27 protein-coding genes and 1 pseudogene are annotated in these 25,580 nt (G+C 68.5%); 12 read left to right on the forward strand and 16 right to left on the reverse strand.

What is annotated here, in order from left to right; translation table 11 throughout:
* Positions 1 to 7: 7 nt before the first annotated feature.
* The 9 genes from ACAM42_RS18830 to ACAM42_RS18870 form a co-directional block, all read right to left on the reverse strand.
* Positions 8 to 1,297 carry an O-acetylhomoserine aminocarboxypropyltransferase/cysteine synthase family protein gene (locus tag ACAM42_RS18830; protein ID WP_070060836.1) on the reverse strand — a complete coding sequence of 430 codons (1,290 nt, stop codon included), beginning with the start codon at positions 1,295 to 1,297 and terminating at the stop codon, positions 8 to 10.
* Between the two features lie 36 nt (positions 1,298 to 1,333).
* On the reverse strand, positions 1,334 to 2,164 hold the full coding sequence (locus ACAM42_RS18835) for an ATP-binding cassette domain-containing protein (RefSeq protein WP_095745458.1): 831 nt from the start codon (positions 2,162 to 2,164) through the stop codon (positions 1,334 to 1,336).
* Positions 2,165 to 2,168: 4 nt separating this feature from the next.
* Positions 2,169 to 3,131: an aliphatic sulfonate ABC transporter substrate-binding protein gene (locus ACAM42_RS18840; protein WP_369629005.1), complete on the reverse strand. Its 963-nt coding sequence runs from the start codon at positions 3,129 to 3,131 to the stop codon at positions 2,169 to 2,171.
* An 11-nt stretch (positions 3,132 to 3,142) separates the two neighbouring features.
* A complete protein-coding gene (gene ssuC, locus ACAM42_RS18845; protein WP_159271671.1) occupies positions 3,143 to 4,000 on the reverse strand; it encodes an aliphatic sulfonate ABC transporter permease SsuC in 858 nt (285 codons plus the stop codon).
* An 8-nt stretch (positions 4,001 to 4,008) separates the two neighbouring features.
* Positions 4,009 to 5,178 carry an FMNH2-dependent alkanesulfonate monooxygenase gene (gene ssuD / locus ACAM42_RS18850; RefSeq protein ID WP_369629006.1) on the reverse strand — a complete coding sequence of 390 codons (1,170 nt, stop codon included), beginning with the start codon at positions 5,176 to 5,178 and terminating at the stop codon, positions 4,009 to 4,011.
* A gap of 152 nt (positions 5,179 to 5,330) precedes the next feature.
* Complete coding sequence (locus ACAM42_RS18855) at positions 5,331 to 6,290, reverse strand: sulfonate ABC transporter substrate-binding protein (protein ID WP_369629007.1); 960 nt, start codon at positions 6,288 to 6,290, stop codon at positions 5,331 to 5,333.
* Between the two features lie 23 nt (positions 6,291 to 6,313).
* On the reverse strand, positions 6,314 to 7,351 hold the full coding sequence (locus ACAM42_RS18860) for a sulfonate ABC transporter substrate-binding protein (protein ID WP_082817948.1): 1,038 nt from the start codon (positions 7,349 to 7,351) through the stop codon (positions 6,314 to 6,316).
* A gap of 122 nt (positions 7,352 to 7,473) precedes the next feature.
* Entirely contained in the window at positions 7,474 to 8,058 is a 585-nt protein-coding gene (ssuE, locus tag ACAM42_RS18865) for an NADPH-dependent FMN reductase (protein WP_070060842.1), read from the reverse strand.
* 99 nt (positions 8,059 to 8,157) lie between these two features.
* On the reverse strand, positions 8,158 to 9,207 hold the full coding sequence (locus tag ACAM42_RS18870) for a sulfate ABC transporter substrate-binding protein (RefSeq protein ID WP_369629008.1): 1,050 nt from the start codon (positions 9,205 to 9,207) through the stop codon (positions 8,158 to 8,160).
* Between the two features lie 138 nt (positions 9,208 to 9,345).
* On the opposite strand from ACAM42_RS18870, the gene ACAM42_RS18875 reads away from it, so the two are divergent.
* Genes ACAM42_RS18875 through ACAM42_RS18885 form a run of 3 tightly spaced genes read left to right on the forward strand, consistent with a single transcriptional unit; the run spans position 9,346 to position 12,406 of the window.
* Positions 9,346 to 9,618 carry an oxidative damage protection protein gene (locus ACAM42_RS18875; RefSeq protein ID WP_070060844.1) on the forward strand — a complete coding sequence of 91 codons (273 nt, stop codon included), beginning with the start codon at positions 9,346 to 9,348 and terminating at the stop codon, positions 9,616 to 9,618.
* Between the two features lie 7 nt (positions 9,619 to 9,625).
* The gene (gene mnmC / locus ACAM42_RS18880; protein WP_369629009.1) at positions 9,626 to 11,434 is read left to right on the forward strand and encodes an FAD-dependent 5-carboxymethylaminomethyl-2-thiouridine(34) oxidoreductase MnmC; all 1,809 of its coding nucleotides are present in this window, start codon (positions 9,626 to 9,628) and stop codon (positions 11,432 to 11,434) included.
* A gap of 60 nt (positions 11,435 to 11,494) precedes the next feature.
* Positions 11,495 to 12,406: a transglutaminase family protein gene (locus ACAM42_RS18885; RefSeq protein WP_223301327.1), complete on the forward strand. Its 912-nt coding sequence runs from the start codon at positions 11,495 to 11,497 to the stop codon at positions 12,404 to 12,406.
* Between the two features lie 22 nt (positions 12,407 to 12,428).
* Here the strand turns inward: ACAM42_RS18885 and ACAM42_RS18890 are convergent, their stop codons facing one another.
* From ACAM42_RS18890 to ACAM42_RS18900, 3 genes are all read right to left on the reverse strand, one after another.
* Positions 12,429 to 13,352 carry a crotonase/enoyl-CoA hydratase family protein gene (locus ACAM42_RS18890; protein WP_369629010.1) on the reverse strand — a complete coding sequence of 308 codons (924 nt, stop codon included), beginning with the start codon at positions 13,350 to 13,352 and terminating at the stop codon, positions 12,429 to 12,431.
* Positions 13,353 to 13,453: 101 nt separating this feature from the next.
* Positions 13,454 to 14,929, reverse strand: a complete 1,476-nt coding sequence (locus ACAM42_RS18895; RefSeq protein WP_369632786.1) for an ATP-binding protein — start codon at positions 14,927 to 14,929, stop codon at positions 13,454 to 13,456.
* Entirely contained in the window at positions 14,929 to 15,660 is a 732-nt protein-coding gene (locus tag ACAM42_RS18900) for a response regulator transcription factor (RefSeq protein ID WP_159271667.1), read from the reverse strand. The genes ACAM42_RS18895 and ACAM42_RS18900 overlap by 1 nt, the downstream gene beginning before the upstream one ends.
* A 97-nt stretch (positions 15,661 to 15,757) precedes the next feature.
* Between ACAM42_RS18900 and ACAM42_RS18905 the strand changes: the two genes are divergently transcribed.
* From ACAM42_RS18905 to msrA, 4 genes are all read left to right on the forward strand, one after another.
* The gene (locus ACAM42_RS18905; RefSeq protein ID WP_369629011.1) at positions 15,758 to 16,381 is read left to right on the forward strand and encodes a cytochrome b/b6 domain-containing protein; all 624 of its coding nucleotides are present in this window, start codon (positions 15,758 to 15,760) and stop codon (positions 16,379 to 16,381) included.
* Entirely contained in the window at positions 16,378 to 17,172 is a 795-nt protein-coding gene (locus tag ACAM42_RS18910; RefSeq protein WP_369629012.1) for a molybdopterin-dependent oxidoreductase, read from the forward strand. The genes ACAM42_RS18905 and ACAM42_RS18910 overlap by 4 nt, the downstream gene beginning before the upstream one ends.
* A 108-nt stretch (positions 17,173 to 17,280) precedes the next feature.
* Positions 17,281 to 17,532, forward strand: a complete 252-nt coding sequence (locus tag ACAM42_RS18915; RefSeq protein ID WP_139705927.1) for a pentapeptide MXKDX repeat protein — start codon at positions 17,281 to 17,283, stop codon at positions 17,530 to 17,532.
* Between the two features lie 87 nt (positions 17,533 to 17,619).
* Positions 17,620 to 18,324 carry a peptide-methionine (S)-S-oxide reductase MsrA gene (gene msrA / locus ACAM42_RS18920; RefSeq protein ID WP_369629013.1) on the forward strand — a complete coding sequence of 235 codons (705 nt, stop codon included), beginning with the start codon at positions 17,620 to 17,622 and terminating at the stop codon, positions 18,322 to 18,324.
* On the opposite strand, the gene ACAM42_RS18925 is transcribed toward msrA, so the two are convergent.
* Together ACAM42_RS18925 and ACAM42_RS18930 are read right to left on the reverse strand one after the other, a co-directional pair.
* Entirely contained in the window at positions 18,321 to 19,094 is a 774-nt protein-coding gene (locus tag ACAM42_RS18925; protein ID WP_369629014.1) for a hypothetical protein, read from the reverse strand. The two genes, msrA and ACAM42_RS18925, sit on opposite strands and share 4 nt — an antisense overlap.
* Positions 19,091 to 19,678 (reverse strand): annotated as a pseudogene (locus ACAM42_RS18930) (acetyl-CoA hydrolase/transferase family protein); the annotation flags it as partial. The pseudogene ACAM42_RS18930 and the gene ACAM42_RS18925, both read right to left, overlap by 4 nt.
* On the opposite strand from ACAM42_RS18930, the gene ACAM42_RS18935 reads away from it, so the two are divergent.
* Positions 19,673 to 20,191 (forward strand): P63C domain-containing protein, encoded by a 519-nt coding sequence (locus ACAM42_RS18935; RefSeq protein WP_369629015.1) that lies wholly within the window; start codon positions 19,673 to 19,675, stop codon positions 20,189 to 20,191. The pseudogene ACAM42_RS18930 and the gene ACAM42_RS18935 overlap by 6 nt on opposite strands.
* A 118-nt stretch (positions 20,192 to 20,309) precedes the next feature.
* Here the strand turns inward: ACAM42_RS18935 and ACAM42_RS18940 are convergent, their stop codons facing one another.
* Positions 20,310 to 21,482, reverse strand: a complete 1,173-nt coding sequence (locus ACAM42_RS18940) for an NAD(P)/FAD-dependent oxidoreductase (protein WP_369629016.1) — start codon at positions 21,480 to 21,482, stop codon at positions 20,310 to 20,312.
* Positions 21,483 to 21,559: 77 nt separating this feature from the next.
* On the opposite strand from ACAM42_RS18940, the gene ACAM42_RS18945 reads away from it, so the two are divergent.
* Positions 21,560 to 22,453, forward strand: coding sequence for a LysR substrate-binding domain-containing protein (locus ACAM42_RS18945; protein ID WP_070060857.1), 894 nt, complete (start codon positions 21,560 to 21,562; stop codon positions 22,451 to 22,453).
* Positions 22,454 to 22,459: 6 nt separating this feature from the next.
* Here ACAM42_RS18945 and ACAM42_RS18950 read toward each other — a convergent pair whose 3' ends face one another.
* Positions 22,460 to 23,488: an aldo/keto reductase gene (locus tag ACAM42_RS18950; RefSeq protein WP_095745477.1), complete on the reverse strand. Its 1,029-nt coding sequence runs from the start codon at positions 23,486 to 23,488 to the stop codon at positions 22,460 to 22,462.
* Between the two features lie 122 nt (positions 23,489 to 23,610).
* Here ACAM42_RS18950 and ACAM42_RS18955 point away from each other — a divergent pair, with 122 nt between their 5' ends.
* The 3 genes from ACAM42_RS18955 (at position 23,611) to ACAM42_RS18965 (ending at position 25,577) form a co-directional block, all read left to right on the forward strand.
* Positions 23,611 to 24,084, forward strand: a complete 474-nt coding sequence (locus ACAM42_RS18955) for a GNAT family N-acetyltransferase (RefSeq protein ID WP_369629017.1) — start codon at positions 23,611 to 23,613, stop codon at positions 24,082 to 24,084.
* A gap of 48 nt (positions 24,085 to 24,132) precedes the next feature.
* Entirely contained in the window at positions 24,133 to 25,014 is an 882-nt protein-coding gene (locus ACAM42_RS18960) for an alpha/beta hydrolase (protein ID WP_369629018.1), read from the forward strand.
* A 116-nt stretch (positions 25,015 to 25,130) separates the two neighbouring features.
* Positions 25,131 to 25,577: an SRPBCC family protein gene (locus tag ACAM42_RS18965; protein WP_307588679.1), complete on the forward strand. Its 447-nt coding sequence runs from the start codon at positions 25,131 to 25,133 to the stop codon at positions 25,575 to 25,577.
* Positions 25,578 to 25,580 lie beyond the last annotated feature (3 nt).

Raw genomic sequence — 25,580 nt, forward strand, 5'->3', positions numbered from 1 at the left:
CGCTGTGTCAGTTCGATGCGGCGGCCAGGGCCTGGTCGAGGTCGGCGATCAGGTCGTCGATGTGCTCGATGCCCACCGACAGGCGCACGGTGTCTTCCGTGACGCCGGCCCGGGCCAGTTCTTCGGGCGACAGCTGCCGGTGCGTGGTCGATGCGGGGTGCGTGGCCAGCGAGCGCACGTCGCCGATGTTCACCAGGCGCGTGAAGAGCTTCAGCGCATCGAGAAACTTCGCCCCACCCTCGCGGCCCGCGCCGATGCCGAAGGTCAGCACGCCACTGGACTTGCCGCCGAAGTACTTCTTCGCCAGCGGGTAGTCGGCATGGTCTTCGAGCGCGGCGTAGTTCACCCAGTTGACGGCCTTGCTCTGCTTCAGGTGCTGCGCCACCGCCAGCGCATTGCTGCTGATGCGGTCCATGCGCAGCGCCAGCGTCTCGATGCCCTGCAGGATCAGGAAGGCGTTGAACGGCGAGATGGCCGCGCCCGTGTTGCGCAGCGGCACCACGCGCGCACGGCCGATGTAGGCGGCCGGGCCCAGCGCCTCGGTGTAGACCACGCCGTGGTAGCTCACGTCGGGTTCGTTCAGGCGCTTGAAGCGCTCCTTGTGCTCAGCCCACGGGAACTTGCCCGAATCGACGATGGCACCGCCGATGCTGGTGCCGTGGCCGCCCAGGTACTTGGTGAGCGAGTGCACCACGATGTCGGCGCCGTGCTCGATGGGCCGGCTCAGGTACGGCGAGGGCACGGTGTTGTCGACGATGAGCGGCACGCCGTGGCGGTGCGCGATTTCGGCGATGGCCGCGATGTCGGTCACGTTGCCCGCCGGGTTGCCCAGTGACTCGACGAACACCGCCTTGGTGCGCTCGTCGAACAGCTTTTCGAAACTGCTCGGGTCGCGGTGGTCCGCGAAGCGTGTGGTGATGCCGAACTGCGGCAACGTGTGGGCGAACAGGTTGTAGGTGCCGCCGTAGAGCGCCGTGCTGCTGATGATGTTGTCACCGGCCTCGGCGATGGTCTGGATCGCGTAGGTCACGGCCGCCTGGCCCGAGGCCAGCGCCAGCGCCGCAATGCCGCCTTCGAGCGCGGCCACGCGCTGTTCCAGCACGTCCTGCGTCGGGTTGTTGATGCGGGTGTAGATGTTGCCCGGCACCTTCAGGTCGAACAGGTCGGCGCCGTGCTGCGCGCTATCGAAGGCGTAGGCGACGGTCTGGTAGATCGGCGGCGCGACCGCGCGGGTGGTCGGGTCGGGCGAATAGCCGGCGTGGACCGACAGGGTTTCGAATTTCCAGTTCTGCGACATGCGACTGCCTTTCAAAGGGGGAATGGATGAAACGACTCAGATCGCCCAGCGCAGGGCATGAGCTTGAGGCGTGAGCCAGCTGGCATCGGTGCTTTCCACATCGGTCTCTTCGGACTTCTGCAGCACCCGGTCGAGGATTCGTTTTTCGATCGCGGCAAAGGCCGGGTCGCCCTGCGAGCGCGGGCGGGCCAGCGCGATGTTCTCGTCGAGCGCGATGCGGCCGTCCTCGATGAGGATCACGCGGTCGGCCAGCGCCACGGCTTCCTGCACATCGTGCGTCACCAGCAGCGCGGTGAAGCGGTGGCGCTGCCACAGGTTCTCGATGAGGCGGTGCATCTCGATGCGCGTGAGCGCGTCGAGCGCGCCCAGCGGCTCGTCGAGCAGCAGCAGGCGCGGGTGGTGCACCAGCGCACGCGCCAGGGCCACGCGCTGGCGCTGCCCGCCCGACAGGCGCGCCGGCCATTCGTTCTCGCGGTCGGCCAGGCCGACCTGCGCCAGCACTTCCTTGCCGCGCGCCTTGGCGTCGTTCGGCAGGCCCAGCGTCACGTTGTCGAGCACGCGGCGCCAGGGCAACAGGCGCGCCTCCTGGAACATGATGCGCGTGTCGTCGTGCAGGCCGCTCACGGCCTTGCCGTCGGTGTACAGGCCACCAGAGGTGGCTTCTTCGAGGCCCGCGATGAGCCGCAGCAGCGTGCTCTTGCCGCAGCCGCTGCGCCCCACGATGGCGATGAACTGGCCCGGCTCGATGGTCAGCTGCGTGTTGCGCAGCACCTCGCGCGCGCCATAGCGCTTGTGCAGGCCGCGCGCCTCGAGGCGCACGCCGCCGGCAATGGCTTGGGGTTGGATGTCTTTCAGAACGGCACTCATGAATTCAGGCCCCGGGGTTGAACAGCGCCACCTTCAGCGCATCGATTTTTCTGGGCAGCAGCTTCTCGGCGAAGAAGGCATCGGCGATGCGCTGCTGTTCGGCCAGCCCACCGGGCACCACGGGCCGCACGGCGTAGCTGCGGCGGCTGTTGGCCTGCTCGATGGTCGGGGCGTCGAGCCCCCACACCGGCGCGAGCAGGGCTGCGGCTTCCTTGGGGTGCTGCTTGACCCACTTGCCGGTCTTCTCCAGCTCGGCGTAGACCACGCGCAGCACGTCGGGGCGCGCCTTCGCGAACTTGGTGCTCGCCAGGTAGTAGCGCTGGTACGACGCGATGCCCGCGCCGTCGGCCAGGATGCGCACCTTCGACTGGCGCTGGGCGGCGGCCAGGAACGGGTCCCACACCACCCAGGCGTCGATGGCGCCGCGCTCGAAGGCGGCGCGGCCGTCGGCGGGCGTGAGGTACGCAGGCTCGATGTCCTTGAACGACAGGCCGGCCTTTTCGAGCGCGGCAATCAGCAGGTAGTGCGCGCCGGCTGCCTTCGCAAAGCCGACCTTCTTGCCTTTGAGATCGGCCACGGTCTTGAGCGGCGACTCGTCGCGAACGACGATGGCCTGCGCGGCCGGCGATGGTGCTTCCTGCGCCAGAAAGGTCAGGTCGGCACCGGCGGCCTGTGCGAACACGGGCACGGTGTCGGCGACGTCGGCGCTGATGTCCAGGTTGTCGAGGTTCAGCGCCTCGAGCAGCGGCAGGCCGCTGGTGAATTCGTGCCAGCTCAGCGAAACGTTGAGCGGCGCGAGCTGCTTCTCGAGCGTGCCCTGCACCTTCAACAGCGCGATCAGCGTGGACGACTTCTGGTAGCCGAAGCGCACGGTGGCGGGCCGTTGCTGCTGTGCCAGCACGGCACCGGCGCTGAGCGCACCCAGCGTCGCAATGGCGGTGCGGCGATTGATGAGGATGTGGTTCATGTGCCCTGCCCTCACTTCGCCGGCTTCTTCTGGTAGCCCGGGTGCCAGCGCAGCCACCACTGCTCCAGGCCGCGCGCGAACAGGTCGGCCAGCTTGCCGAGCAGTGCGTACAGCAGGATGCCCACCAGCACGATGTCGGTCTGCAGGAACTCGCGGGCGTTCATCGTGAGGTAGCCGATGCCAGCCTGCGCCGAGATGGTCTCGGCCACGATGAGGATCACCCACATCAGGCCCAGCGAGAAGCGCAAGCCCACGAGGATCGACGACAGCGCGCCCGGCAGGATCACCTCGCGGTACAGCTGCCAGCGCGACAGGCCGTAGGTGCGCCCCATCTCGATGAGCTGCGGATCGACGTTGCGGATGCCGTGGAAGGTGTTCAGGTAGATCGGGAAGAACACCGACACCGAGATCAAGAAGAGCTTGGCCGATTCGTCGATGCCGAACCACAGGATCACCAGCGGAATGAGCGCCAGCGCCGGGATGTTGCGCACCATCTGGATGGTCGAGTCGAGCAGCGTCTCGAAGAACTTCACCGAGCCCGTGAGCAGGCCCAGCGCCAGCCCCGCGCCGCCGCCGATGGCGAGCCCCGCGAGCGCACGGCCCGCGCTCACCTTCACGTGCGTCCAGAGCTCGCCGGACACGGTGAGCGACCACGCGGCCTTGACCACGTCAAGGGGCGCCGGCAGCACGCGCGTCGAGAGCCAGCCCAGCGACGAAGCGATCTGCCAGACGACGATCAGCCCCACCGGCACCAGCCACGGGATGAGCCGCTTCGCGACGTTGAGGCCGAAGCCTCGCAGCGCGCTGCCTGCATCGCTTGTGTTCGATGCCGGCGCCACGGCCGGCAGTTCCTGTACTTGTTCGGTCATGCGTGTCCTCAGCTTTGGGAGACGAGGCGCGACGGCGCGTCGAGGTTGGCGACGACTTCGCCGAAGGGACCGCTCAGCGAGCCGCCCGCGAGTTGCGTCTTGGCCTTGCGCGAGAGCAGCGGGAACACCAGCTCGGCGAAGCGGTAGGCCTCCTCGAGGTGCGGGTAGCCCGAGAAGATGAACTTGTCGATGCCCAGCGCCGCGTACTCCTCGATGCGCGCCGCCACGGTCTTGGCGTCGCCGACCAGCGCCGTGCCCGCGCCACCGCGCACCAGGCCCACGCCGGCCCACAGGTTGGGCGCGATCTCCAGATCGGCGCGTCCGCGCTTGGCGCCGCCGGCGTGCAGCGCGGCCATGCGGCGCTGGCCTTCGGAGTCCATGCGCGCAAAGGCGGCCTGGGCGCGCGCGACGGTCTCGTCGTCGACGCGGCTGATGAGTTCTTCGGCGGCCCTCCAGGCCGCGTCCTCGGTCTCGCGCACGATCACGTGCAGGCGGATGCCGAACTGCACGGTGCGGCCCTGGCGTTCGGCGCGGGCGCGCACGTCGGCGATCTTTTTCGACACCTCCGCGGGCGGCTCGCCCCAGGTCAGGTAGGCGTCGACCTGCTCGGCGGCCAGGTCGTGCGCCGCGGCCGACGAGCCGCCGAACCACACGGGCGGATACGGTTTCTGCACCGGCGGAAACAGCAGCCGCGCGCCCTTCACGCTCAGGTGCTTGCCCTCGTAGTCGTAGGTGCCGGTCTCGTGGCTGCGCGCGATGATCTCGCGCCAGATGCGGATGAACTCGGCCGACTGCTCGTAGCGCGCCGCATGGTCGAGGTACACGCCGTCGCCTTCCAGCTCGGCCTGGTCGCCGCCGGTGACGAGGTTCACGAGCAGGCGCCCGCCCGAGAGCCGGTCGAAGGTCGCGGCCATGCGTGCGGCCAGGCTGGGCTGGTGCAGACCCGGGCGCACGGCCACCAGAAACTTGAGCTTCTTCGTCGCGCCGATCAGGCTGGAGGCGATCACCCACGGGTCTTCGCAGGAGCGGCCGGTGGGAATCAGCACGCCTTCGTAGCCGAGGTGGTCGGCCGCGCCGGCAATCTGCTGCAGGTACGGCAGGTCGACGGCGCGCGCGCCTTCGCTCGTGCCGAGGTAACGGCTGTCGCCGTGCGTGGGGAGGAACCAGAAGATCTGCATCGGAAACTCTCGATCGTTCGTTGGCTTGCCCGTTCAGACGGCAAGCAGGAAAGGAAGGCGGCGCGCCGCGGACACGACGCCCCAGGCGCGCGCCGTGATGGCCAGCACCTGGCCGGCGCGTTCGTGCAGCGCAGTCGACAGCACGGCGGTCATCACGCGATCCCCGCGCCGGCGGCTTCGAGCACGTTGATCTTTCTGGGGATCAGCTTGAGCGCGAAGAAGGTGTCGGCGATCTGCTGCTGCTCGGCCAGGATGGCCTTGGTGATCGGGCCGGTGCCGTAGGCCGTGCGGCCTTGCGACAGGTCGGCCACGGCCTTGGGCAGGCCCCAGATGGCCGACAGCTCGGTCGCCAGTTCGTTGCGGTGGGCGGCACCCCACTGGTCGATCTTGTTGACCTCTTCGATCGCGATGGCCAGCACGTCGGCGTTTTTCGCCACGTAGTCAAGCGACGAGAAGTAGTAGGCGCGGTTGCCGACCACGCCCACGGCGTCGGCCAGGATGCGCGCGTCGAGCGACTGCTGCGCGGCGGCCAGGAACGGGTCCCAGATCACCCAGGCGTCGACCGAGCCTTTTTCGAAGGCGGCGCGCGCATCGGCCGGCGGCAGGTAGACCAGGTTCAGGTCGCTGTACGCCAGGCCGTGCTTCTCGAACAGCTTGACGATGAAGTAGTGGACGTTCGAGCCCTTGTTGAGCGCGATCTTCTTGCCCTTGAGGTCGGCCACGGTCTGGATGGCCGAGCCCTTGGGCACCAGCACCGCCTCGGTTTTCGGGCGCGGCACCGTGGCGCCCACGTAAGCCAGCGGCGCGCCGGCAGCCTGCGCGAAGATGGGCGGCGCTTCGCCCACGTCGCCGAAGTCGATCGAGCCGACGTTCAGCGCCTCGAGCTGCACCGGGCCGGCCGTGAACTCGGTCCACTTCACGGTGGCGCCCAGCGGCGCCAGCCGCTTCTCGAGCGTGCCGCGGGCCTTGAGCACGCTCAGGTAGCCCTTCTGGTGGCCGATGCGCAACTGGCGCGCGGGGCTCTGCGCCAGGGCGGCGAACGACGACGGCAGCGCGAGGGCGGCGGCCGCGCCCTGCAGCAGGCGGCGGCGGGGAATGGCAATGCGGGTCATGGAATGGGGTCCTTCGAAACTGTTCAGGGCTGGGCCGTGACGACCGCGTCGCTGACCTTGATGGGCTTGGGAATGAGCTTGAGCGCGTAGAAGGTGTCGGCGATCTGCTGCTGGTCGGCCGCGACGGCGGCGGTGATCGGCTTCACGTTGAACTCGTAGCGGCGCAGCGCCAGCTCGACCACGTCCACGGGCAGGCCCTGCAGCGGCGCGATGAGCTCGGCGGCCTGGCGCAGGTTCTTCTTGAGCCAGATGCCCTGCTCGACCGAATCGGCGAACAGCGCGTCGATCACCTGCGGGTGCTTCTTCACGAAGCCGCGCTCGCCCAGGTAGTACTGGTAGTTGTTGACCACGTCCGGTGCGCCATCGGCCAGCACGCGGGCGCCGGTGGCTTTCTCGGCGGCGGCCTGGAACGGGTCCCAGATCACCCAGGCGTCGACGTTCTTGCTCTCGAAGGCGGCACGGCCGTCGGCGGGTGCGAGGTACACGGGCTGGATGTCGGAGAGCTTCAGGCCGTTCTTCTCCAGCTGCTTCACGAGCAGGTAGTGCACGTTGCTGCCCTTGTTGAGCGCGACCTTCTTGCCCTTGAGGTCGGCCACGGAGCGGATGGGCGAATCCTTGGTGACCAGGATGGCCTCGGCGCGCGGCGCGGCCGGGTCGTAGCCGAAGTAGACGAACTTCGCCCCCGCGGCCTGCGCGAAGATGGGCGGCGCCTCGCCGACATAGCCCACGTCGACCGCACCCACGTTCAGCCCTTCGAGCAGCTGCGGCCCGGCCGGGAACTCGACCCACTTCACGCCGAAGCCCAGCGGCGAGAGCTTCTTCTCGAGCGTGCCCTGCGCCTTCTGCAGCACGAACAGGCTGGCCGACTTCTGGTAGCCGATGCGCAGCTCGCCCCTGGCCTTCGTCTGCGTCTGGGCGTGTGCCGAAGCGGCGGAGATGAAGCTCACGATGAGCGCGATGGCGGTGACGACGACGGCGCTGATGGCCAGGTCGCGCAGCGCCTGCCAGAAGGAGCGCGGCGCGACTTCGAACACGGAGTCTTCGGGAGCGACGGGGTTCATGCGGAATTCCTTGGTGCAAAAACGTGAGGCAAAGCGATCCCCCGGCCGCGCGCAGGCGGCTTCGAAAAACGGGGAACGGAAAGAGGTCTGGCCGGGGCCGGGTTCAGCAGCGAACCCGGTCGTCAAACGCTACATCGCACACGGGAGAAAGGAACCGGCTCGAAGCCGTGCGTGGCCGGCAGCTTCAGGCCTTCGGTCGCGAGCACCTCGACGGCTTCGTTCAGGCGCTCCGCCAGGTCGTGGTGCACCTGGTAGGCGTTCTCGGGCGTCAGCGCGATCTGCGAATCGCTCGCGTAGACGCCCGGCAGGATGTGGCGCGCCGACAGCGACTGCAGCACGGGCCGCAGTGCGTAGTCGAGCGCAAGCATGTGGTGCGGGCTGCCGCCGGTGGCCAGTGGCAGCACCGTCTTGCCCTTGAGCGCGTTCTGCGAGAGCAGATCGAGAAAGACCTTCAGCACGCCGCTGTAGGCCGCCTTGTAGACCGGCGTGGCCACCACGATCACGCGGGCCGCCGCCACCTGGGCAATGGCACGCTCGATGGCCGGATGCGCCCACTCGGCCAGCAGCAGCGCCTGCGCCGGCAGGTCGCGGATCGCGAGCCGCTCGATGCGCGCATGGCGTTGGGCCAGCCGCTCGCCCACCGCGTCGAGCAAGGCGGTGGAACGGGACGGGGCCGAAGGGCTGCCGGCAATCAGGAGAACGGACACGAGAAACTTTCGTTGGGCTTCAGGAGAAATTCAGGGCGAAGCGATCCCCGGCGCCCTCCCACGGGGTGCCACCAGCGATCGATTCCGGAACGGCTGCGCTTACTTCTGCTTGGGCGCGTAGATCTGGTCGAAGGAGCCGCCGTCGGCGAAATGCTCCTTGTCGGCCTTCGCCCAGCCGCCGAAGGCCTGGTCGATGGTCACCAGCGTGAGCTTGGGGAACTGCTTGTCGTACTTGGCCTTGGCCTTGTCAGACGTCGGGCGGTAGAAGTTGCGGCCGGCGATGTCCTGGCCTTCGTCGGAGTACAGGCACTTCAGGTACTCCTCGGCCACGGCGCGCGTGCCCTTCTTGTCGACCACCTTGTCGACCACCGCCACGCTGGGCTCGGCCAGGATGGAGATCGACGGCACGACGATCTCGAACTTCTCGGGGCCGAATTCCTTCAGCGCCAGGAAGGCTTCGTTTTCCCAGGCCAGCAACACGTCGCCCACGCCGCGCTGCACGAAGGTGATGGTGGAGCCGCGCGCGCCAGTGTCGAGCACGGGCACGTTCTTGTACAGGTTGCCCACGAATTCCTTGGCCTTGACGTCACCGCCGTACTTGCGCTTGGCGAATTCCCAGGCCGCGAGGTAGTTCCAGCGGGCGCCGCCCGAGGTCTTGGGGTTGGGGGTGATCACCTGCACGCCGGGCTTGACCAGGTCGTCCCAGTCCTTCAGGCCCTTGGGGTTGCCCTTCTTCACCAGGAACACGATGGTCGAGGTGTAGGGGGCGGAGTTGTGCGGCAGGCGCTTTTGCCAGTCGGCCTTGACGAGGCCCCCGTGCGTGGCCAGGGCGTCGATGTCGCCGCCCAGCGCCAGCGTGGCCACGTCGGAATCGATGCCGTCGATGATCGAGCGGGCCTGCTTGCCCGAGCCGCCGTGCGACTGCTTGACGCTCACGTCCTGGCCGGTCTTGGCCTTCCAGTACTTGGCGAAGGCCTGGTTGTAGTCCACGTACAGCTCGCGGGTCGGGTCGTACGACACGTTCAGCAGCGTCACGGGGCCCTTGGCACCCGCCGCACCCTGCGAAAACGACGGCAATGCCGACAGGGCCAAGGCACCGGCCACGCCGGCACCCAGGGAAAGCTTGATAAAGTCGCGGCGAAGGCTCATGGTGTCTTGCTCTTAAAAAGGCATATCAATGAAGCCACGTATTCTGAATACGACATATAGGAACTGGAACGACCAAGTTTTCAGTTCTTAATAGCCAAATCAACTAAGCAACCGCTTTCCCCCACAAGAGGCAATCAAATGGCACGCATGGTTCAGTGCATCAAGCTCGGCAAAGAGGCCGAAGGACTCGACTTTCCGCCGTACCCCGGCGACCTGGGCAAGCGCCTGTGGGAAAACGTCAGCAAGGAAGCCTGGGCCGCCTGGCTCAAGCAACAGACCATGCTGGTCAATGAAAACCGGCTGAACCTGGCCGACCTGCGCGCCCGCCAGTACCTGGCCCGCCAGATGGAAAAGCACTTCTTCGGCGAAGGCGCCGACGTGGCGCAAGGCTACGTTCCCCCCTCGAACTGAGTCCGGCGTGGCCGCCGACGGCACCCCGCTCGGCGCGCGCTCCGGCGACACCTCCCCCCTCGACAACGACACACCGGCGCTTTCGCGCCGTGTGTTTTTGGACGGCTGCGGCCTGCCCGCCGCCTGGTCCGGGCGCCCGCAATGGCGGATTCTCGAAACCGGCTTCGGGCTGGGCTTTCATTTCCTGACAACCTGGCAGGCCTGGCGCGCCGACCCGAACCGGTCGCGCCTGCTGCATTACGTCGCGGTCGACGCCCATCCGGCGCCGGCCGGCGATCTGCTGCGCGCCGGTGAGGCCGACCCGGCGCTGGCGCCGCTCGCCGCGGAACTGGCCCGCCAATGGACCGGGCTGCTGCCGGGCTTTCATCGGCTGGCCTTCGACGACGGCCGCGTGCTGCTCACGCTGTGCGTGGGCGAGCTGCAGCCGATGCTGCGCGCCCAGCGCTTCGAGGCCGACAGTCTCTTCCTCGACGGTTTCGGCTCGGCGATGGCCTCACCCGACACGCTCAAGGCGGTGTCGCGCTTCGCCCGCCAGGGCACCGGCCTCGCGGCCCGCACCGACGACGACGGGGTGCGCCATGCGCTGATGCAGAACGGCTTCCAGCTCGATTCGCGTCACGGCAGCCTGCGCGGCGTGTTCGCGCCCGCCTGGACGGTGCGGCGCCGCCAGCCGGTGCGCGAAGGCGTCGACGCGCCCGGCCACTGCGCGGTGATCGGTGCCGGGCTCGCGGGTGCGGCCGTGGCGGCCAGCCTCGCGCGGCGCGGCTGGCGGGTCACGGTGCTCGACGCGGCCGACACGCCGGCCTCGGGCGCGTCGGGCCTGCCGGTCGGGCTGCTGGCGCCGCACGTGTCGTCCGACGACGCCTTGCTGTCGCGGCTCACGCGCGCCGGCATCCGCGCCACCTGGACCGAACTGGCGCTGCGGCTCGACCCCGGCCGCGACTGGGGCGCCTACGGCTCGCTCGAACGCCGGCCCGACGGCGACGTGCGCGTGCCGCCCGGCTGGAGCACGGACGGGCCGAACGAATCCTGGCCCGCACAGCCCGACCGGCTCGCAGCAGCCGGCCTGCCGCCCGACACGCCGGCGCTCTGGCATGCGCGCGCGGCCTGGGTGCGGCCGCACCGCCTGATCGCCGCGTGGCTGGGCCAACCGGGCGTCGAATTCCGCGGCAACTGCCACGTGGCGCGCCTCGCACGCACGGACAGCGGCTGGCAGCTGCTCGACGACACCGGCGCCCTGCTCGCCGAGGCCGACCGCGTCGTCGTGGCCGCGGGCTTCGCATCGCACCACTTCGCGCCCGACCTGCCGCTGCAACCCGTGCGCGGCCAGGTCGCCTGGGGCCGCGCAGACCCCGCCGCCCTGCCCGTCACCCCCATCAACGGCGACGGCCACCTGATTGCCGGCGTGCCCGACGGCCAGGCGCCGCAGCCGCTGTGGCTGATCGGCGCCACCTTCGACCGCGACAGCACCGACCTCGCCCCCACCGACGCAGACCGCCTCGCCAACCGCGAACGACTGGCGCGCCTGCATCCTGGCGCCGCCGCCGCGCTCGCGCCCGCCTTCGAACGCGGAGACGCCCGCGCCTGGGTCGGCGTGCGCTGCGCCTCGGGCGACCGCCGGCCGCTGGTCGGCCCGCTGGCCCCGGGCGCCGACGAGGGCCTGTGGGCCTGCACCGCGCTGGGCTCGCGCGGCTTGAGCTTTGCCACCCTGTGCGCCGAGTTGCTGGTGGCGCAGTGGCATGGCGAACCGCTGCCCTTGCCCGCGACCCTCGCCAAGGCGCTGGGCACGCAGCGGCTCTGGCCCGGATCGGACTGAATCGGCCCGTACGGGCTTCCCGGCTCCCCGGCGCCACGCGCGCACCGCACAATGCGCGCCATGGCCATCCAGTACGACATCACCCACACCACCGTCTACCGCTACAACAAGCCGGTGACCTTCGGCTTGCACCGCGTGATGTTCCGTCCGCGCGACAGCCACGACCTGCGGGTGCTCGCCACCGACCTGCAGGTGAGCCCGCAGGCCCTCACGCGGCTGATCCAGGACCCGTACTCCAACTCCGTCGCGCTGGTGCAGCCGCTGGGCGAGGCGACCGAGCTGCGCATCGTCTGCTCGTTCACCATCGAGCACGTGCCGCCATCGCAGCGCGACCTGCTCACGCTCGACCCGTCGGCCGAGTTCTTGCCCTTTGCCTATTCGGTGCAGGAGCGCCTGGACCTGGAGCACTACCTGCGCCCGCACCACAACGACGATGCCAACGGCACGCTGATCCGCTGGGCGCACCAGTTCCTGCACACCGACCAGCCCAACAGCACGCGCGACGTGCTCACGCGCATGAACGCGCACATCGGCCAGAGCTTCGAATACAAGGCGCGCGACGAGGAAGGCACGCAGACGCCGCTGGAGACGCTGGCGCTGGGCAGCGGCAGCTGCCGCGACTACGCGCTGCTGATGATGGAAGCCACGCGCCGTCTCGGCATCGCGACGCGCTTCGTCTCGGGCTACCTGTACGACGCGTCGCTCGACAACGACGCCACCGGGCAGGCCCCCGGCGAATCGGTCACCGGCGCCGGCAGCACGCACGCGTGGCTGCAGGCCTACCTGCCCGGCGCGGGCTGGCTGGCCTTCGACCCCACCAACAACCTCATGGGCAGCGGCCAGCTGATCCGCGTGGGCGTGGCGCGCGACCCCGCGCTGGCGGCGCCCATCTCGGGCAGCTGGTACGGCGACGCCGAGGCCTACGAAGGCCTCGAGGCCACGGTGGTGGTGAAGCGCCGCAAGGGCGGCTGAGCCACCACGCGAACCATCGCGCTCAGCCGCGCGCAGCCAGCTTCGCTTCAAGCTCGGCGATGCGCGCCCTGGCCTCGTCGCCTTCGGGAATCGGCCGGCCGCTGTCGCGCCACTGCACCGCGCTCTTGAAGCCTTCGGCCTCGGCCTGGCGGCGGAACCACATGCCTTCGGGGTTGTGGCGCGTGATGCCGTCGAACACGGTGGCGAACATCTGGGTCTGCTCCAGCCCCATCGAGTGCCAGACCTGGTTGACGACCATCTTGTGCATCATGAGATGCGAACTGGGCACGCCCGCGATGCGCTGCGCGAGTGCCAGCGTGGCCTCGTCGAGCTGCGCCGCCGGCACCGCGAAGTTGGCCAGGCCCCAGTCGGCCGCCTGCGTGCCGGTGATGGTGTCGCCGGTGAACATGAGCTGCTTGGCGCGCAATGCGCCGAGGCGGTAGGTCCACATCGCGGTGGTCGGGCAGCCCCACACGCGCGTGGGCATGTAGCCGATGCGCGCGTCGTCGGCCATGGTGAGCAGGTCGCAGCACAGCGCGATGTCGCTGCCGCCCGCCACCGCGTAGCCGTGCACCTTGGCGATGGTCGGCTTGCGGCAGCGCCACAGCGACATGAAGTCTTCGGTGTTGCGCTTCATGGCGGCGTAGTCGAGCATCGGGTCCCACGGCGTTTTCTCCTGCCGGCAGGGATGGTCGCCCTGGCCTTCGCGGCCCTGGCCTTCGGCATAGTCGCCCAGGTCGTAGCCGGCGCAGAAGGCGCGGCCCGCCCCCTCGACCACGATCACATGCACCTCGTCGTCGGCCTCGGCCCATTCGACCGCGCGGCGGATGTCGGTTGGCGTGCTGTCGCCGATGGCATTGAGCTTCTCGGGGCGGTTGAGCACGAGGCGCGCGATGCGCGGGTGTTGCGGGTCCTTGTCGATCAGGACAGTCTCGAAAGCGGGCATGGTCGGTGGTCTCCTTCTGTTCTTTGGGGGGTGATGCCGCTTCGCTTGTAGCATCGCCCGCCGCCCGCTGGCAAACCCGCCGACCGCCGGCTTCAGCGCCTTCAGCGCGCTGTGGCGCCCCCGAGCCGGAACAGGAACACCGCGCCCTTGCCCGGCTGCGGCACGAGCCGGATGTCGCTGCCGTGCAGCTGCAGGATGCGCTGCACGATCATCAGCCCCAGCCCGCCGCCGCGCGTGCCGCCATCGGCAAAGGCCGGCCGCGTGAACAGGCCCTTCTGCAGCTCGCCCGGAATGCCGGGGCCGGTGTCGCTCACCTGCACCGCCACGCCGGCGTCGGACGGGCGCAGGCGCACCTCGATCTCGCCGCCGGCCGGCGTGTGTCGGATGGCGTTGTCCAGCAGGTTGGTCAGCACGCGCTCGATCATGCCGAGGTCGGCCGACACCACGGGCAGGTTCGGCGCGATGTCGGGCTTGAGCTGCTGGCGCCGCGCCTCGGCCGCGAGTTCGAACTTCTGGAACACGTCCTGCACGAGGTCGGCCAGCGCAAAGTTTTCTTTCTCGGGCTTGACCACGCCGTACTCGAGCCGCGCCAGCTCGAACACCTCCTGCGCGAGCCGGCCCACCTTGCGGCTCTGGCCGAGCGCGATCTCCAGGTAGCGACGACGCTCTTCCTCGCTGAGCGTGCCGGCCTTGAGCAGCAGCGTCTCGAGGTAGCCGTGCAGCGAGGTGAGCGGCGTGCGCAGGTCGTGCGAGATGTTGGCGAAGAGCTCGCGGCGCTGGCGGTCCTGCAGGCTCAGTTCGCGCCACTGCTCGGCGATGCGGCGCGTCATCTGCGCAAAGGCCTGCTGCAGCTGCGCGATCTCGTCGTCGGCGTGGCGCGGCGGCGCGGGCATGGGCGCCTCGCGCTCCAGCGCCTCGATGCCCTCGGCCTCGAAACGCCGCACCGCCGCCGTCAGCTCGCGCAGCGGCCGGGTGATGAGGCGGAACGCCACCAGCCCGGCGATGAGCCCCAGCAGCGCCACCAAGGCCATCGACCACAGCGTGGTGCGCAGCACGGTGTCGGCCGCCAGGTTGGCGGCCAGCGCGTCATGGTCCTCGCCCTGCAGCACCACGTACACATAGCCGGCGTCGCGCCCGCCCATGCGCAGCGGCGCGGCGCTGAAGACCTTGGCGCCGTCGGGGCTGCGCGGGTCGTCGCCCGCGATGGGCAGGCGCTCACCGGCCAGCAGCCGGCGGATGGGGCCGAGCGCCACCTTGTCGCGCTTGAGGTGCCCGGGCGGTGCGGCCTGGGCCTCGATGCGGCCGTCGGGCCCCAGCACGTAGACCTCGACGCTGGGGTTGACGGTCATGAGCTTGTCGAACAGGTCTTTCACCGCCACCGGGTCGAGCCCGCCCGGCTTCATGAGTTCGGTGTTCTGCGCGATGTGGGCCGCAAGCCCGAGCGACAGCCGCTGCGTCACCTCTTGCGCGTGCTGCGCGCCGGCGCGCATCTGCAGCCACGCCGAGGCGCCGCAGCAGGCCAGCAGCAGCACCGCGAACGCGATCGACAGGCGCCGCGAGAGCGTGGCCCACGCCATCATGGAACTTCACCTTTTGGCGCAGCGTCGTCCGCCGCGAGCTTGTAGCCGCGCCCCCACACCGTGAGGATGCGCCGCGGCGCGGCCGGGTCGGCCTCGACCTTGGTGCGCAGCCGGTTGATGTGCGTGTTGACCGTGTGCTCGTAGCCGTCGTGCTGGTAGCCCCAGACCTGGTTGAGCAGGTCGAGGCGCGAGAACACCTTGCCGGGATGGCGCGCGAAGAAATACAGCAGGTCGAACTCGCGCGGCGTGAGTTCGATGGGCTTGCCGTCGACGCGCACCTCGCGCGCCAGCGGCTCGATGTCGAGGTTGCCCAGCGTGAGGCTGCCCGACTCCAGCCGCGCGTTGCGCGCCAGCGCGTCGGTGCGCCGCAGCAGCGCCTTCACGCGCGCCACCAGCTCCAGCACCGAGAAGGGCTTGGCCAGGTAGTCGTCGGCGCCCAGTTCGAGCCCGAGGATGCGGTGCACTTCGCTCGAGCGCGCGCTCACGATGATGATGGGCGTGTAGCGCGCCATGGCGCGGGCGCGGCGGCAGATCTCGAGGCCGTCGATACCGGGCAGCATGAGGTCGAGCACCAGCGCGTCCCACTGGCCGCGCTCCAGCGCGCGCAGGCCCGCGTGGCCGTCGGCGGCGTGCTCGACCGCATAGCCCTCGTCGCGCAGGTGCATGCGCAGCAGTTCGGCAATGTGGGCGTCGTCTTCGACGATCAGCACGCGTTTGGCGGTGTCCATGGCCGCGATTGTCCTGCGAGACGCCCCCCGGAGTTATCACGAATCCTTGAACTTTGCGTGATGAATCGGCGAGGGGGTGCGCCCAACAATCCGGGCCATGCAGACACGCTCCGCCCCCGACCACCGACCGATCCACCCGCTGTGGATGCGCGTCACGCACTGGCTCAATGCGCTGGCCGTGCTGGTGCTGGTGACCAGCGGCTGGCGCATCTACAACGCGGCGCCCTTCTTTGCCTTTCGCTTTCCGGCCGCGATCACGCTGGGCGGCTGGCTCGGCGGCGCGCTGCAGTGGCACTTCGCGGCGATGTGGCTGCTGGTGTTCAACGGGCTCGTCTACCTGGTGCTGAACCTTGCCAGCGGGCGCTTCGCGCGCAAGTTCTTCCCGCTCACGCCGGCCGGCCTCTGGCGCGATGCGCGGGCCGCGCTCGGCGGCAGGCTCTCGCACGCCGACCCGCGCCACTACAACCATGTGCAGAAGCTCGCCTACCTGTTCGTGATCGTCGACCTCGTCGCGATCGTGCTGTCGGGGCTGGTGCTGTGGAAGTCGGTGCAGTTCCCGCTGCTGCGCGAGCTGCTGGGTGGCTACGAAGCCGCGCGCCGCGTCCACTTCGTGGCGATGGCCGCCCTGGTGGCTTTCGTTGCCGTGCACCTCGTGATGGTGGCGCTCGTGCCCCGCACCCTGCTCACCATGCTGCGCGGTCGCGCGCCCCACACCCCATGAGCTTCCTTTTCAAACGTCCTCCCCTGGTCGGTGTCGACGGCGACGCCGTGGTGCGCGAAGCCCGCGCCCTCATCGAGCGGCGGCTCGACGCGCCCTCGCGCCGCCTGTTCCTGCGCCGGTCGCTGACGCTGGGCGGCCTGTCGATGCTCACCGGCTGCAGCATCAGCGACGACAGCCACGTGGAAGCGGCGCTCTCGAAGGTCTCGCGCTTCAACGACGAGGTGCAGGGCTGGCTCTTCAGCCCGACGCGGCTGGCGCCGACCTACACCGAAGCCGAGATCACGCGCCCCTTTCCGTTCAACGCCTACTACGGCGAGGACGAAGTCCGTGAGGTCGACGAAGCCACCTACCGCCTCGAAGTGAGCGGCATGGTCGCCGACAAGCGCCGCTGGACGCTCGCCGAACTGCGCGCGCTGCCGCAGCAGGACCAGATCACGCGCCACATCTGCGTGGAAGGCTGGAGCGCCATCGGCAAGTGGGGCGGCGTGCGCTTTGCCGATTTCCTGCGCCACGTCGGCGCGGACCTGAGCGCCAAGTACGTCGGCTTCCAGTGCGCGGACGACTACCACACCAGCATCGACATGCCGACCGCGCTGCATCCGCAGACGCTGCTGGCGCTGAGCTACGACGGCCAGCCGCTGCCGCCGAAGTACGGCTTCCCGATGAAGCTGCGCATGCCGACCAAGCTTGGCTACAAGAACCCCAAGCACATCCAGGCGATGTACGTGACCAACACCTATCCCGGTGGCTACTGGGAAGACCAGGGCTACAACTGGTTCGGAGGGAGCTGAGGGGCTGCCACAGCCGCTCGACTGCCGAAGAAAGCGTGAGGCCGTGTCTCCATCTGGGACCGCGCCGATCTCGACAACAAGACCCAACCTCAACTCAGGAAGACCGACATGAACAAGCTCACCGCCACCCTCCTCGCCACCTGCATGGCCTTCGCCGGCGCCTCGGCCTTGGCCGCGGACGACATGGCCAAGGATGGCATGAAGAAGGACAGCATGGCCAAGGACGGGATGAAGAAAGACGCCATGGGCAAGGACGCCATGAAGAAGGACGGCATGACCAAAGACGGCATGAAGAAAGATGCAATGGGCAAAGACGAAATGAAGAAGGACGCGATGGGCAAGGACGAGATGAAAAAGTAAGCCGCCTTCTCCCCGGCCCCGCCGCCATTGACGGCCGGCGGGATCGGGATCACTGTCCCTTTCCTGCGCTCCCTACGAAAGACCGCCATGAAATCCTTCGCCATCGCCGCCGGCGCGCTCGCTGTTGCCGCCTTCGCCTGGCACGCAGCCCCATCTTTTGCCGAGACCGCACGCCGCGTACCCGCGCCCACGGTCGACCTCACCGCACCCGCAGGCGCCACCACCGCCACCGCCGTGTTCGCGGGCGGCTGCTTCTGGGGCGTGCAGGGCGTGTTCCAGCGCGTCGAGGGCGTGAGCAATGCGCTCTCGGGCTACGCGGGCGGCGAGGCCCGCACCGCGCGCTACAACGAGGTCGGCTCCGGCCGCACCGGCCATGCCGAGGCCGTGCGCATCAGCTACGACCCGCGCAAGGTCAGCTACGGCAAGCTGCTGCAGATCTATTTCTCGGTGGCGCACGACCCGACCGAACTCAACCGCCAGGGGCCCGACACCGGCCCGCAGTACCGCTCCACCGTGTTCGCCGAAAACGCCGAGCAGGCCCGCATCGCCAACGCCTACATCGCCCAGCTGAACCAGGCCAAGACCTTCGGCAACAGGCCGCTGGCGACCACGGTCGAGGTGTCCAAGCCCTTCTATGCGGCCGAGGACTACCACCAGGACTACCTCACGCTGCACCCGAACCAGCCCTACATCGCGATCCACGACCTGCCGAAGATCGGCGACCTGAAGAAGCTGTTCCCCGAGAGCTACAAAGCCACGCCGTCGCTGGTGCGGGCGGCCAAAGCCAGCTAGGGCTTCGCGTCCAGCGCTGCGGCCTCTGCCTCGCGGCCCGTCTTCCTGAGCAGCTTGGCATAGGCGTCCCGGACGACACGTGCCCGCCACTTCTCGCCGTAGGCCGACACGGCCGCCAGCGACTGGCGGTAGTAGGTTTCCGCCTGCGCGTCCTGGCCCTTCTCCGCCAGCCGGTAGGCCGCGTTGTAGAGCACGACGCCACGCGTGGCCTTGACGGCGTGGGTCTGCTCGATGCCGTCCAGCACATCGAGCGCACGCTGGCTCAGCTGCTGCGCCCGTGCATCGTCCGGCAAGGAACCGTAGGCCACGCTGAGGTTGTCGAGATCGATGGCGTACAGGATACGCGGCATGGACGCATCGCCTTCAGAGATGGCGACCGCTTCCGTCAGCAGAGGGATGGCCTCGGCGTTGCGCCCCTGCGCCCGCAGGAAGTTGCCACCATGCACACGCGCGTTGCGATTCAGCGTGGCATTGGCGGGGTGGTAGGTGCGTGCGGCCTGCAGCGCCTTCTTGTAGAAGCCGTCGGCTGCGTCGAAGCTGCGATCCGCCGACGCCAGGTCGCCCAGTGCAACGTACGCCGTGGGCAAGCGCGGGTCCGCGGGGTTGCTGCGCTCCAGGGCCGGCACGCCGGAGAGGAGGCGCGGAATGGCCTGGTTCGACAACCCGGCGTTGTGATGCCACAACCCCGAGTCGACCTGGCTGCCCGAGCTGGCGCAGCCAGCCAGGGCCTGTACCAGCGCCAGCGTCCCAATGACGCACCAGCGTTTCACAGCAGCCTGGCTTGCTTCGCCTGCTCCGTCAGCTCCGCCCGGAAGTTCGGGTGCGCAATGGCGATCAGCTCCTGCGCCCGTTGCTTTGCCGACTTGCCGCGCAGCTGCGCCACGCCGTATTCGGTGACGACGTAGTTGATGTCGTTCTTGCTCGTGCTCACATGCGTGCCGGGCGACAGCGAGGGCACGATGCGCGAGATGGTGTCGTCCTTGGCCGTCGAAGGCAGCACGATGAAGGCCTTGCCGCCGCGCGAGCGGTTGGCCGCGCGCACGAAGTCCGACTGCCCGCCCGTGCCCGAGTACGGCGCATGGCCCAAGCTCTCGGAGCCGCACTGGCCCAGCAGGTCGATCTGCATGGTGGCGTTGATGGCGATGAGGTTGTCGTTCAGCCCCGCCAGCGCCGGGTCGTTGGTGAAGTTCACCGGGTGCATCTCCAGCCCCGGGTTGCGGTCCATGAAGCGGTACAGCTTGCTGGAGCCCAGCGCGAAGGTCGCGACCGATTTGCCCGGCAGGTAGTTCTTGCGGCGGTTGGTGACCGCGCCGCTTTCCACCAGCGTGAGGATGCCGACTCGATCGCAGTGCAGTGCGAAGCACTAGTTCGTGGTTTCGCGCGAGTCGGCATCATTGCCCTCGTCGACGAGGCAACTGGCTACCAGCGGGAGCGCGCAAAGGACGCGCTGGCGAAAATTCTGGAAGCCTGGGTCGCGAAAGAACTGCAGCCGTATGTCCGCGCGTTTCCAGCGGACTATTACGAGGAGCTCTTTCGCCTCCGCAACCTTCCCTACCCGCCACCAGACAATCCCAGCTTCCGACCGCAGTACTTCGGCGTTTTGACGAACGACATCGTTTATGAACGACTCGCGCCGGGCCTTCTCGAGGAACTCAAGAAGCAGGCCAGCAAGGACGAGAAGAAGGCTCACCTGCATCGCCGGCTGACGCAGGAAGTCGGACATCCTCGTCTCCGCGAACATATCGCCTCCGTGGTTACCGCGATGAAGTTGTCCAACAACTACCCGGACTTCATCTCGAAGCTCAATCGTGTCCACCCTCGCTTCGGCTCAACCCCGCCGCTCGACCTGGAAGACCGAGACAAATAGGCTAAGCCAGCTTGCACCTAAGCCGCCCTCTGAGGCGGCTTTTTCTTGCTGATAGCAGGCACCGCGACTTCAACCGACGACCATCGCACGCCCCGTCGCGTTCACCTCACTGACCCAGCTAGATGATGTTCTTCTCGATCAACGGCCGGTTCTCGAGGATGCGCGCGAACGACAGCGGCGACAGGTCGAGGCTGCGGTAAGCACCGAAGCGGATCAGCTCCGCGATGCCGCGCCCCGCCGCCGGGCACTGCTGCAACCCGTGGCCCGAGAAGCCGTTCGCGAAGTACAGGTTGTCGCAGTCAGGGTGCAGGCCGAGGATCGCGTTGTGGTCGAACACGTTCATCTCGTAGTAGCCGGCCCAGGCGCCGGTCATGCGGACGGCCTCGAAGGCCGGGATGCGTTCAGCCAGCGCCGGCCAAATGAAGCTTTCGAAGGCCTCGTGGTCGACTTCGAGCGGCGCGTCGTCGGGGTCCCGGTCTTCGGACGGCGCAAAGCCGCAGATGAACTGGCGACCTTCGGGCCGCAGCCAGATGCCCGAGGTGTCGATCACCAGCGGGCAACCCGGCAAGGTGCTCGGGCATGAAAAGCTGAACACGCTGCGGCGTCGACCGTGCACGGGCAGCGCGATGCCGGCCCACTGCGCGACCGGCGCCGCCCACGCGCCCGCCGCGTTGACGACGATGTCCGCCTGCAGCGTGTCGCCGCCGTCGATCTGCACGCCGGTGATGCGGCGGCCCTCGCGCTGCAGACCCGTCGCCTGCGCCTGCACATAGCGCACGCCTTGGGACACCGCCTTCTTGCGAAAGGCCTGCAGCAGGCTGTAGCCGTCGTACCAGCCCTCGCCCGAGAGGCCGAGCGATGCGAGTTCGATGCCCTCGATCGAGATCCACGGGAAGCGCGCCTTCAGCTCATCGGGCGTCAACAGCGCCACGTCCACCGCGTGCGCCTTCTGCATCGCGTGGTTCTCTCGCAGCACCTCGACACCCGCCGGCGAGGCCAGGTACAGGTAGCCCGGCTCGACCAGTCCGATGTCCGGCACGTCGTCGCCCACGCGCAGCGTTTCGCCCAGCGCGCGAAAAAACTCGATGCCGTAGAGCGACATCTCGATGTTGATGGCGGTGGAAAACTGCTGCCGGATCGAGCTGGCCGACAGCGCCGACGAGGCCTGCCGGTACGAGAAGTCGCGCTCCACCACCGTGATGTCGAAGGCCTCGCCCGTCGGGTCGGCGCCCAGGAAGTACGCGATGGCCGAGCCGATGGCCCCGCCGCCGATGATCGCCACACGCCGCATGAGATGCCTTTCCGTGTCTTCGGTGTCCGGGCCCGGGCCGTTGCCCGGGCCGCGCACGCTCCCGCCAGAATAGCGCGATGAGAAAAGACATTCCCAACCTCGGCGCGCTGCAGGCCTTCGAGGCCTCGGCGCGCCTGGGGAGCTTCACCCGCGCGGCGACCGAGCTGGCGCTCACGCAAAGCGCGGTCGGGCGCCAGGTGGCGATGCTGGAGCAGCGCCTGGGCGTGCCGCTGTTCTCGCGCGTGCGCAAGCGGCTCACGCTCACCGACGTGGGCCGCGAGTACGCCGCGCGCATCCGCCGCCACCTCGACCAGATCCGTCGCGACACGCTGGAGATCAGCGCCGGCCACGAGATGGGCTTCGTGCTCGAACTGGCCGTGGTGCCGACCTTTGCCACGCAATGGCTCATTCCGCGGCTGCCCGACTTCAGCCGGCTGCACCCGAACATCACGGTGAACCTGTCGGCGCGCTCGCAGCCCTTCTCGTTCCAGGAAAACGCCTACGACGCGGCGATCTACTTCGGCGACCAGTTCTGGCCGAACACGCGCGGCGGGCTGATCTTTTCCGAGGGCGAGATGGTGCCCATCTGCAGCCCCGCTTTCCGCGACGCGCAGGCCCGGTGGGACGAAGCCGGCTTCGAGCGCTGCCGCCACGTGCACCTGAGCACGCGCGCCCATGCCTGGCGCGACTGGTACGCGCAGCAGGAATGGGAGTACACGGTGCACGCCTCGCGCGGGCCGCGCTACGAGCTGTTCACCATGGTGGTGGCCGCCGCGGCGGCGGGCATGGGCGTGGGGCTCGCGCCGCGCATCCTGGTCGAGCAGGAACTGCGCACCGGCGAACTCGTGATCCCGGTGGACCGGCACCTGGACGTGCACCAGGGCTACTACTTCGCATACCCCGAAGGCCGGCCGGCCTCCGGGGCGCTGGAGCAGTTCAAGCAGTGGGTGCTGGGGCTGACACCCGACTGAACCCGGTCAGACCGGGTTCGGGTTGCGTTCCTTGAAGCCTTGCTGGTGCCAGTACGGGTAGGTGCGCGTCGTCGCGCTGGCCGCGTCGAGCTCGGCCACCTGCGCGGGCGTGAGATTCCAGCCCACCGCGCCGAGGTTCTGGCGCAGCTGAGTCTCGTCGCGCGCGCCGACCACCACGCTGGACACCGTCGGGCGTTGCAGCAGCCAGTTGAGCGCGACCTGCGGCACCGTCTTGCCGACCTCGGCGCCGACTTTTTCGAGCGCCTCGACCACGCGGTACAGCAGCTCGTCGGGCACCGGCGGGCCCATGTCGGCCGTCACGTGCAGACGGCTGTTGGCGGGCAGCGGCTGGCCGCGGCGGATCTTGCCCGTGAGCCGGCCCCAGCCCAGCGGGCTCCAGACCACGGCGCCCACGCCCTGGTCTTGCGCCAGCGGCATCAGCTCCCACTCGTACTCGCGCCCGACCAGCGAGTAGTACGCCTGGTGCGCCACGTAGCGCGCATAGCCGCGCTGCTCGGACACCGCCAAAGACTTCATCAGGTGCCACCCCGAGAAGTTCGACGCGCCCACATAGCGCAGCTTGCCCGCGCGCACGAGGTCGTCGAGCGTGGACAGCGTTTCTTCCACCGGCGTGCTGGCGTCGAAGCCGTGCAGCTGGAACAGGTCGATGTAGTCGGTGCCCAGCCGTTTCAGCGACGCATCGACCGCCTGCACGAGGTGGTGGCGCGACGAGCCCACGTCGTTCGGCCCCTCGCCGCTGCGGAAGGTGGCCTTGGTCGAGATCAGCAGCCGGTCGCGCGGCCGGCCCTTGATCGCCTCGCCGAGCACCGATTCGGCGGCGCCGCCCGAGTAGATGTCGGCGCTGTCGAACATGTTCACGCCGGCGTCCATGCAGATGTCGATGAGCGTGCGCGCCTCGGCCACGTCGGTGCTGCCCCATGCGCTGAAAAACTCGCCCTTGCCGCCGAAGGTGCCGGTGCCGAAGCTCAGCACTGGGACCTTGAGGCCTGATTTGCCCAGATGACGGTATTCCAAAGTTCTACTCCTTCAATCAATGAACTGACGAACAAGATGAATGACGCGGCCATTGTTGGCCGCCGCGCAGAACCCCGTCGCGCGTCGGGCTTTGCAGCGCTTCGGCTCGCTACGATCGAACGATGCAGATCTCGATCGAAAACCCGAACCAGCCCGACGTCATCCAGCTCATCGACGACCTCGATGCGTACCAGAAGCCGCTGTACCCACCCGAGAGCCACTACGGCATCGACATTGCCGCACTGTCGGCCGCCCATGTGCTGTTCGCCGTCGCGCGCGACGCGGCCGGCACGGCCATCGGCTGCGGCGCCGTCGTCATGAACCCCGGCTACGGCGAACTCAAGCGCATGTACGTGCGCCCGCAGAACCGCGGGCAAGGCGTCGCGGCCAAGGTGCTGGGCTTTCTCGAAGCCGAAGCGGCGGCGCGCGGATGCGCGATGTTCCGGCTGGAAACGGGCGTGAGCCAGCCCGAGGCGCTGGCCTTCTATGCGCGTGCGGGGTATGCGCGGCGCGAGCGCTTCGGCGACTATCCGGACGATCCGTTGAGTGTGTTCATGCAGAAGACGGCCGCGACAGCCGCACCCCATCGCCCCTAAGATCGCCCCGGCTTCCGCCACCACGGTCATCACAACAAGGAACGTCACATGCAGACAAGAGGGATTCTTCGCCGGCTCATGTTCACAGCGGGCTGCGCCCTGCTGCTGGGGCTTTCAGGTTGCGGCGGCGGAGGGGGTGGTGGAGGCGGCGGGGGCGGTGTGGCGATGCTGCCGTTGCCACCGGTCGGCGGCACACCGACACCACCGCCCGCGGACACCGGACGCGGCCGGGTGGTCCAGGCCTCGGTGAAGTCCGAGGCCACGGGTGCGACCTATCCCCTGCACATCTACCTGCCGTCGGGTTACGACGGTGCAACGACGACGTACCCCGCGATCTACATCACCGATGGCGATGCGGTCTTCAACCAGAGCGTGACGCGCTTCCAGAACTTCACGGACATCCTCGAGAAGGCCGGCAAGAAGGCCATCGTCGTCGGCATCGGCGGCACGGCGCGCCGTAACACCGACTACCTGATGCCCGGCGCCAAGCCGTACCACGACTTTCTGACCGACCAGCTGGTGCCGTATGTCGAATCGAACTACCGCGCCAACCCGGCCAAGCGCATGCTCTCGGGCCTGTCGAACGGCGGCGTCTTCACGCTCATCGCCTTCTTCACGGAAGGCGCGGCCGGCAAGTTCACCTTCCAGTACTTCTTCCCCTCCGATCCACCCGTCAAAGGCGCAAGCGCGCAACTCGAGCCGCTCGAAAGCCAGATGTACGCCAACAGCAGCACGCGGGAGATTCCTGTGACCTTGCTGTTGGGCTTCGCCGCTGCCAACACAGGCGGCCCGGAGATCACCGCCTTGCACGACAAGATCGCAGCGCACAACTACAAAGGCCTTCAGTTGAGCGTGAAGGGCTACCCCGGAGGGCACACGCCGATGGACTTGCCGTCGTTCGAGGACATCGTGGCGCGGTTCATCGATTGAGGCGCGGGGTGTCGACCCAGGGTTTTTCCTAGCCCGTGAGCGTGTCGAATCGCAGCGGGCTCATCCGACGTCATCACAGAGGGTCGTCCTCTGTACTTCATCAGGAGAAAGCAACCATGGCCACCAACACCGTTCGCCTGCACCGCGTGCTGCGCACCACCCCCGACAAGCTCTACCGTGCCTTCGTGGAGCCCGGCGCCTTCGAGCGCTGGCTGCCGCCCTTCGGCTTCACCGGCAAGGTCCACACCATGGAGCCGGTGGTGGGCGGCGCGTGGCGCATGTCCTTCACCAACTTCGGCACCGGTCACGGCCATTCGTTCGGCGGCAAGTACCTGGAACTCGTGCCCGGCCAGCGCATTGCCTATGACGCAAGCTTCGACGATCCCCACCTGCCGGGCACGATGAAGACCACGGTGGTGCTGACCGCGGTCTCGTGCGGCACGGACATGTCCGTCGTGCAGGAAGGCATCCCCGACGTGATTCCCGTCGAGATGTGCTACCTGGGCTGGCAGGAGTCGCTGGTCGCGCTGGCGCAACTGGTCGAGCCGAACATTCCGGGTTGAGGA

The organism is Variovorax sp. V35 (assembly GCF_041154465.1).
Lineage (GTDB): Bacteria > Pseudomonadota > Gammaproteobacteria > Burkholderiales > Burkholderiaceae_C > Variovorax > Variovorax boronicumulans.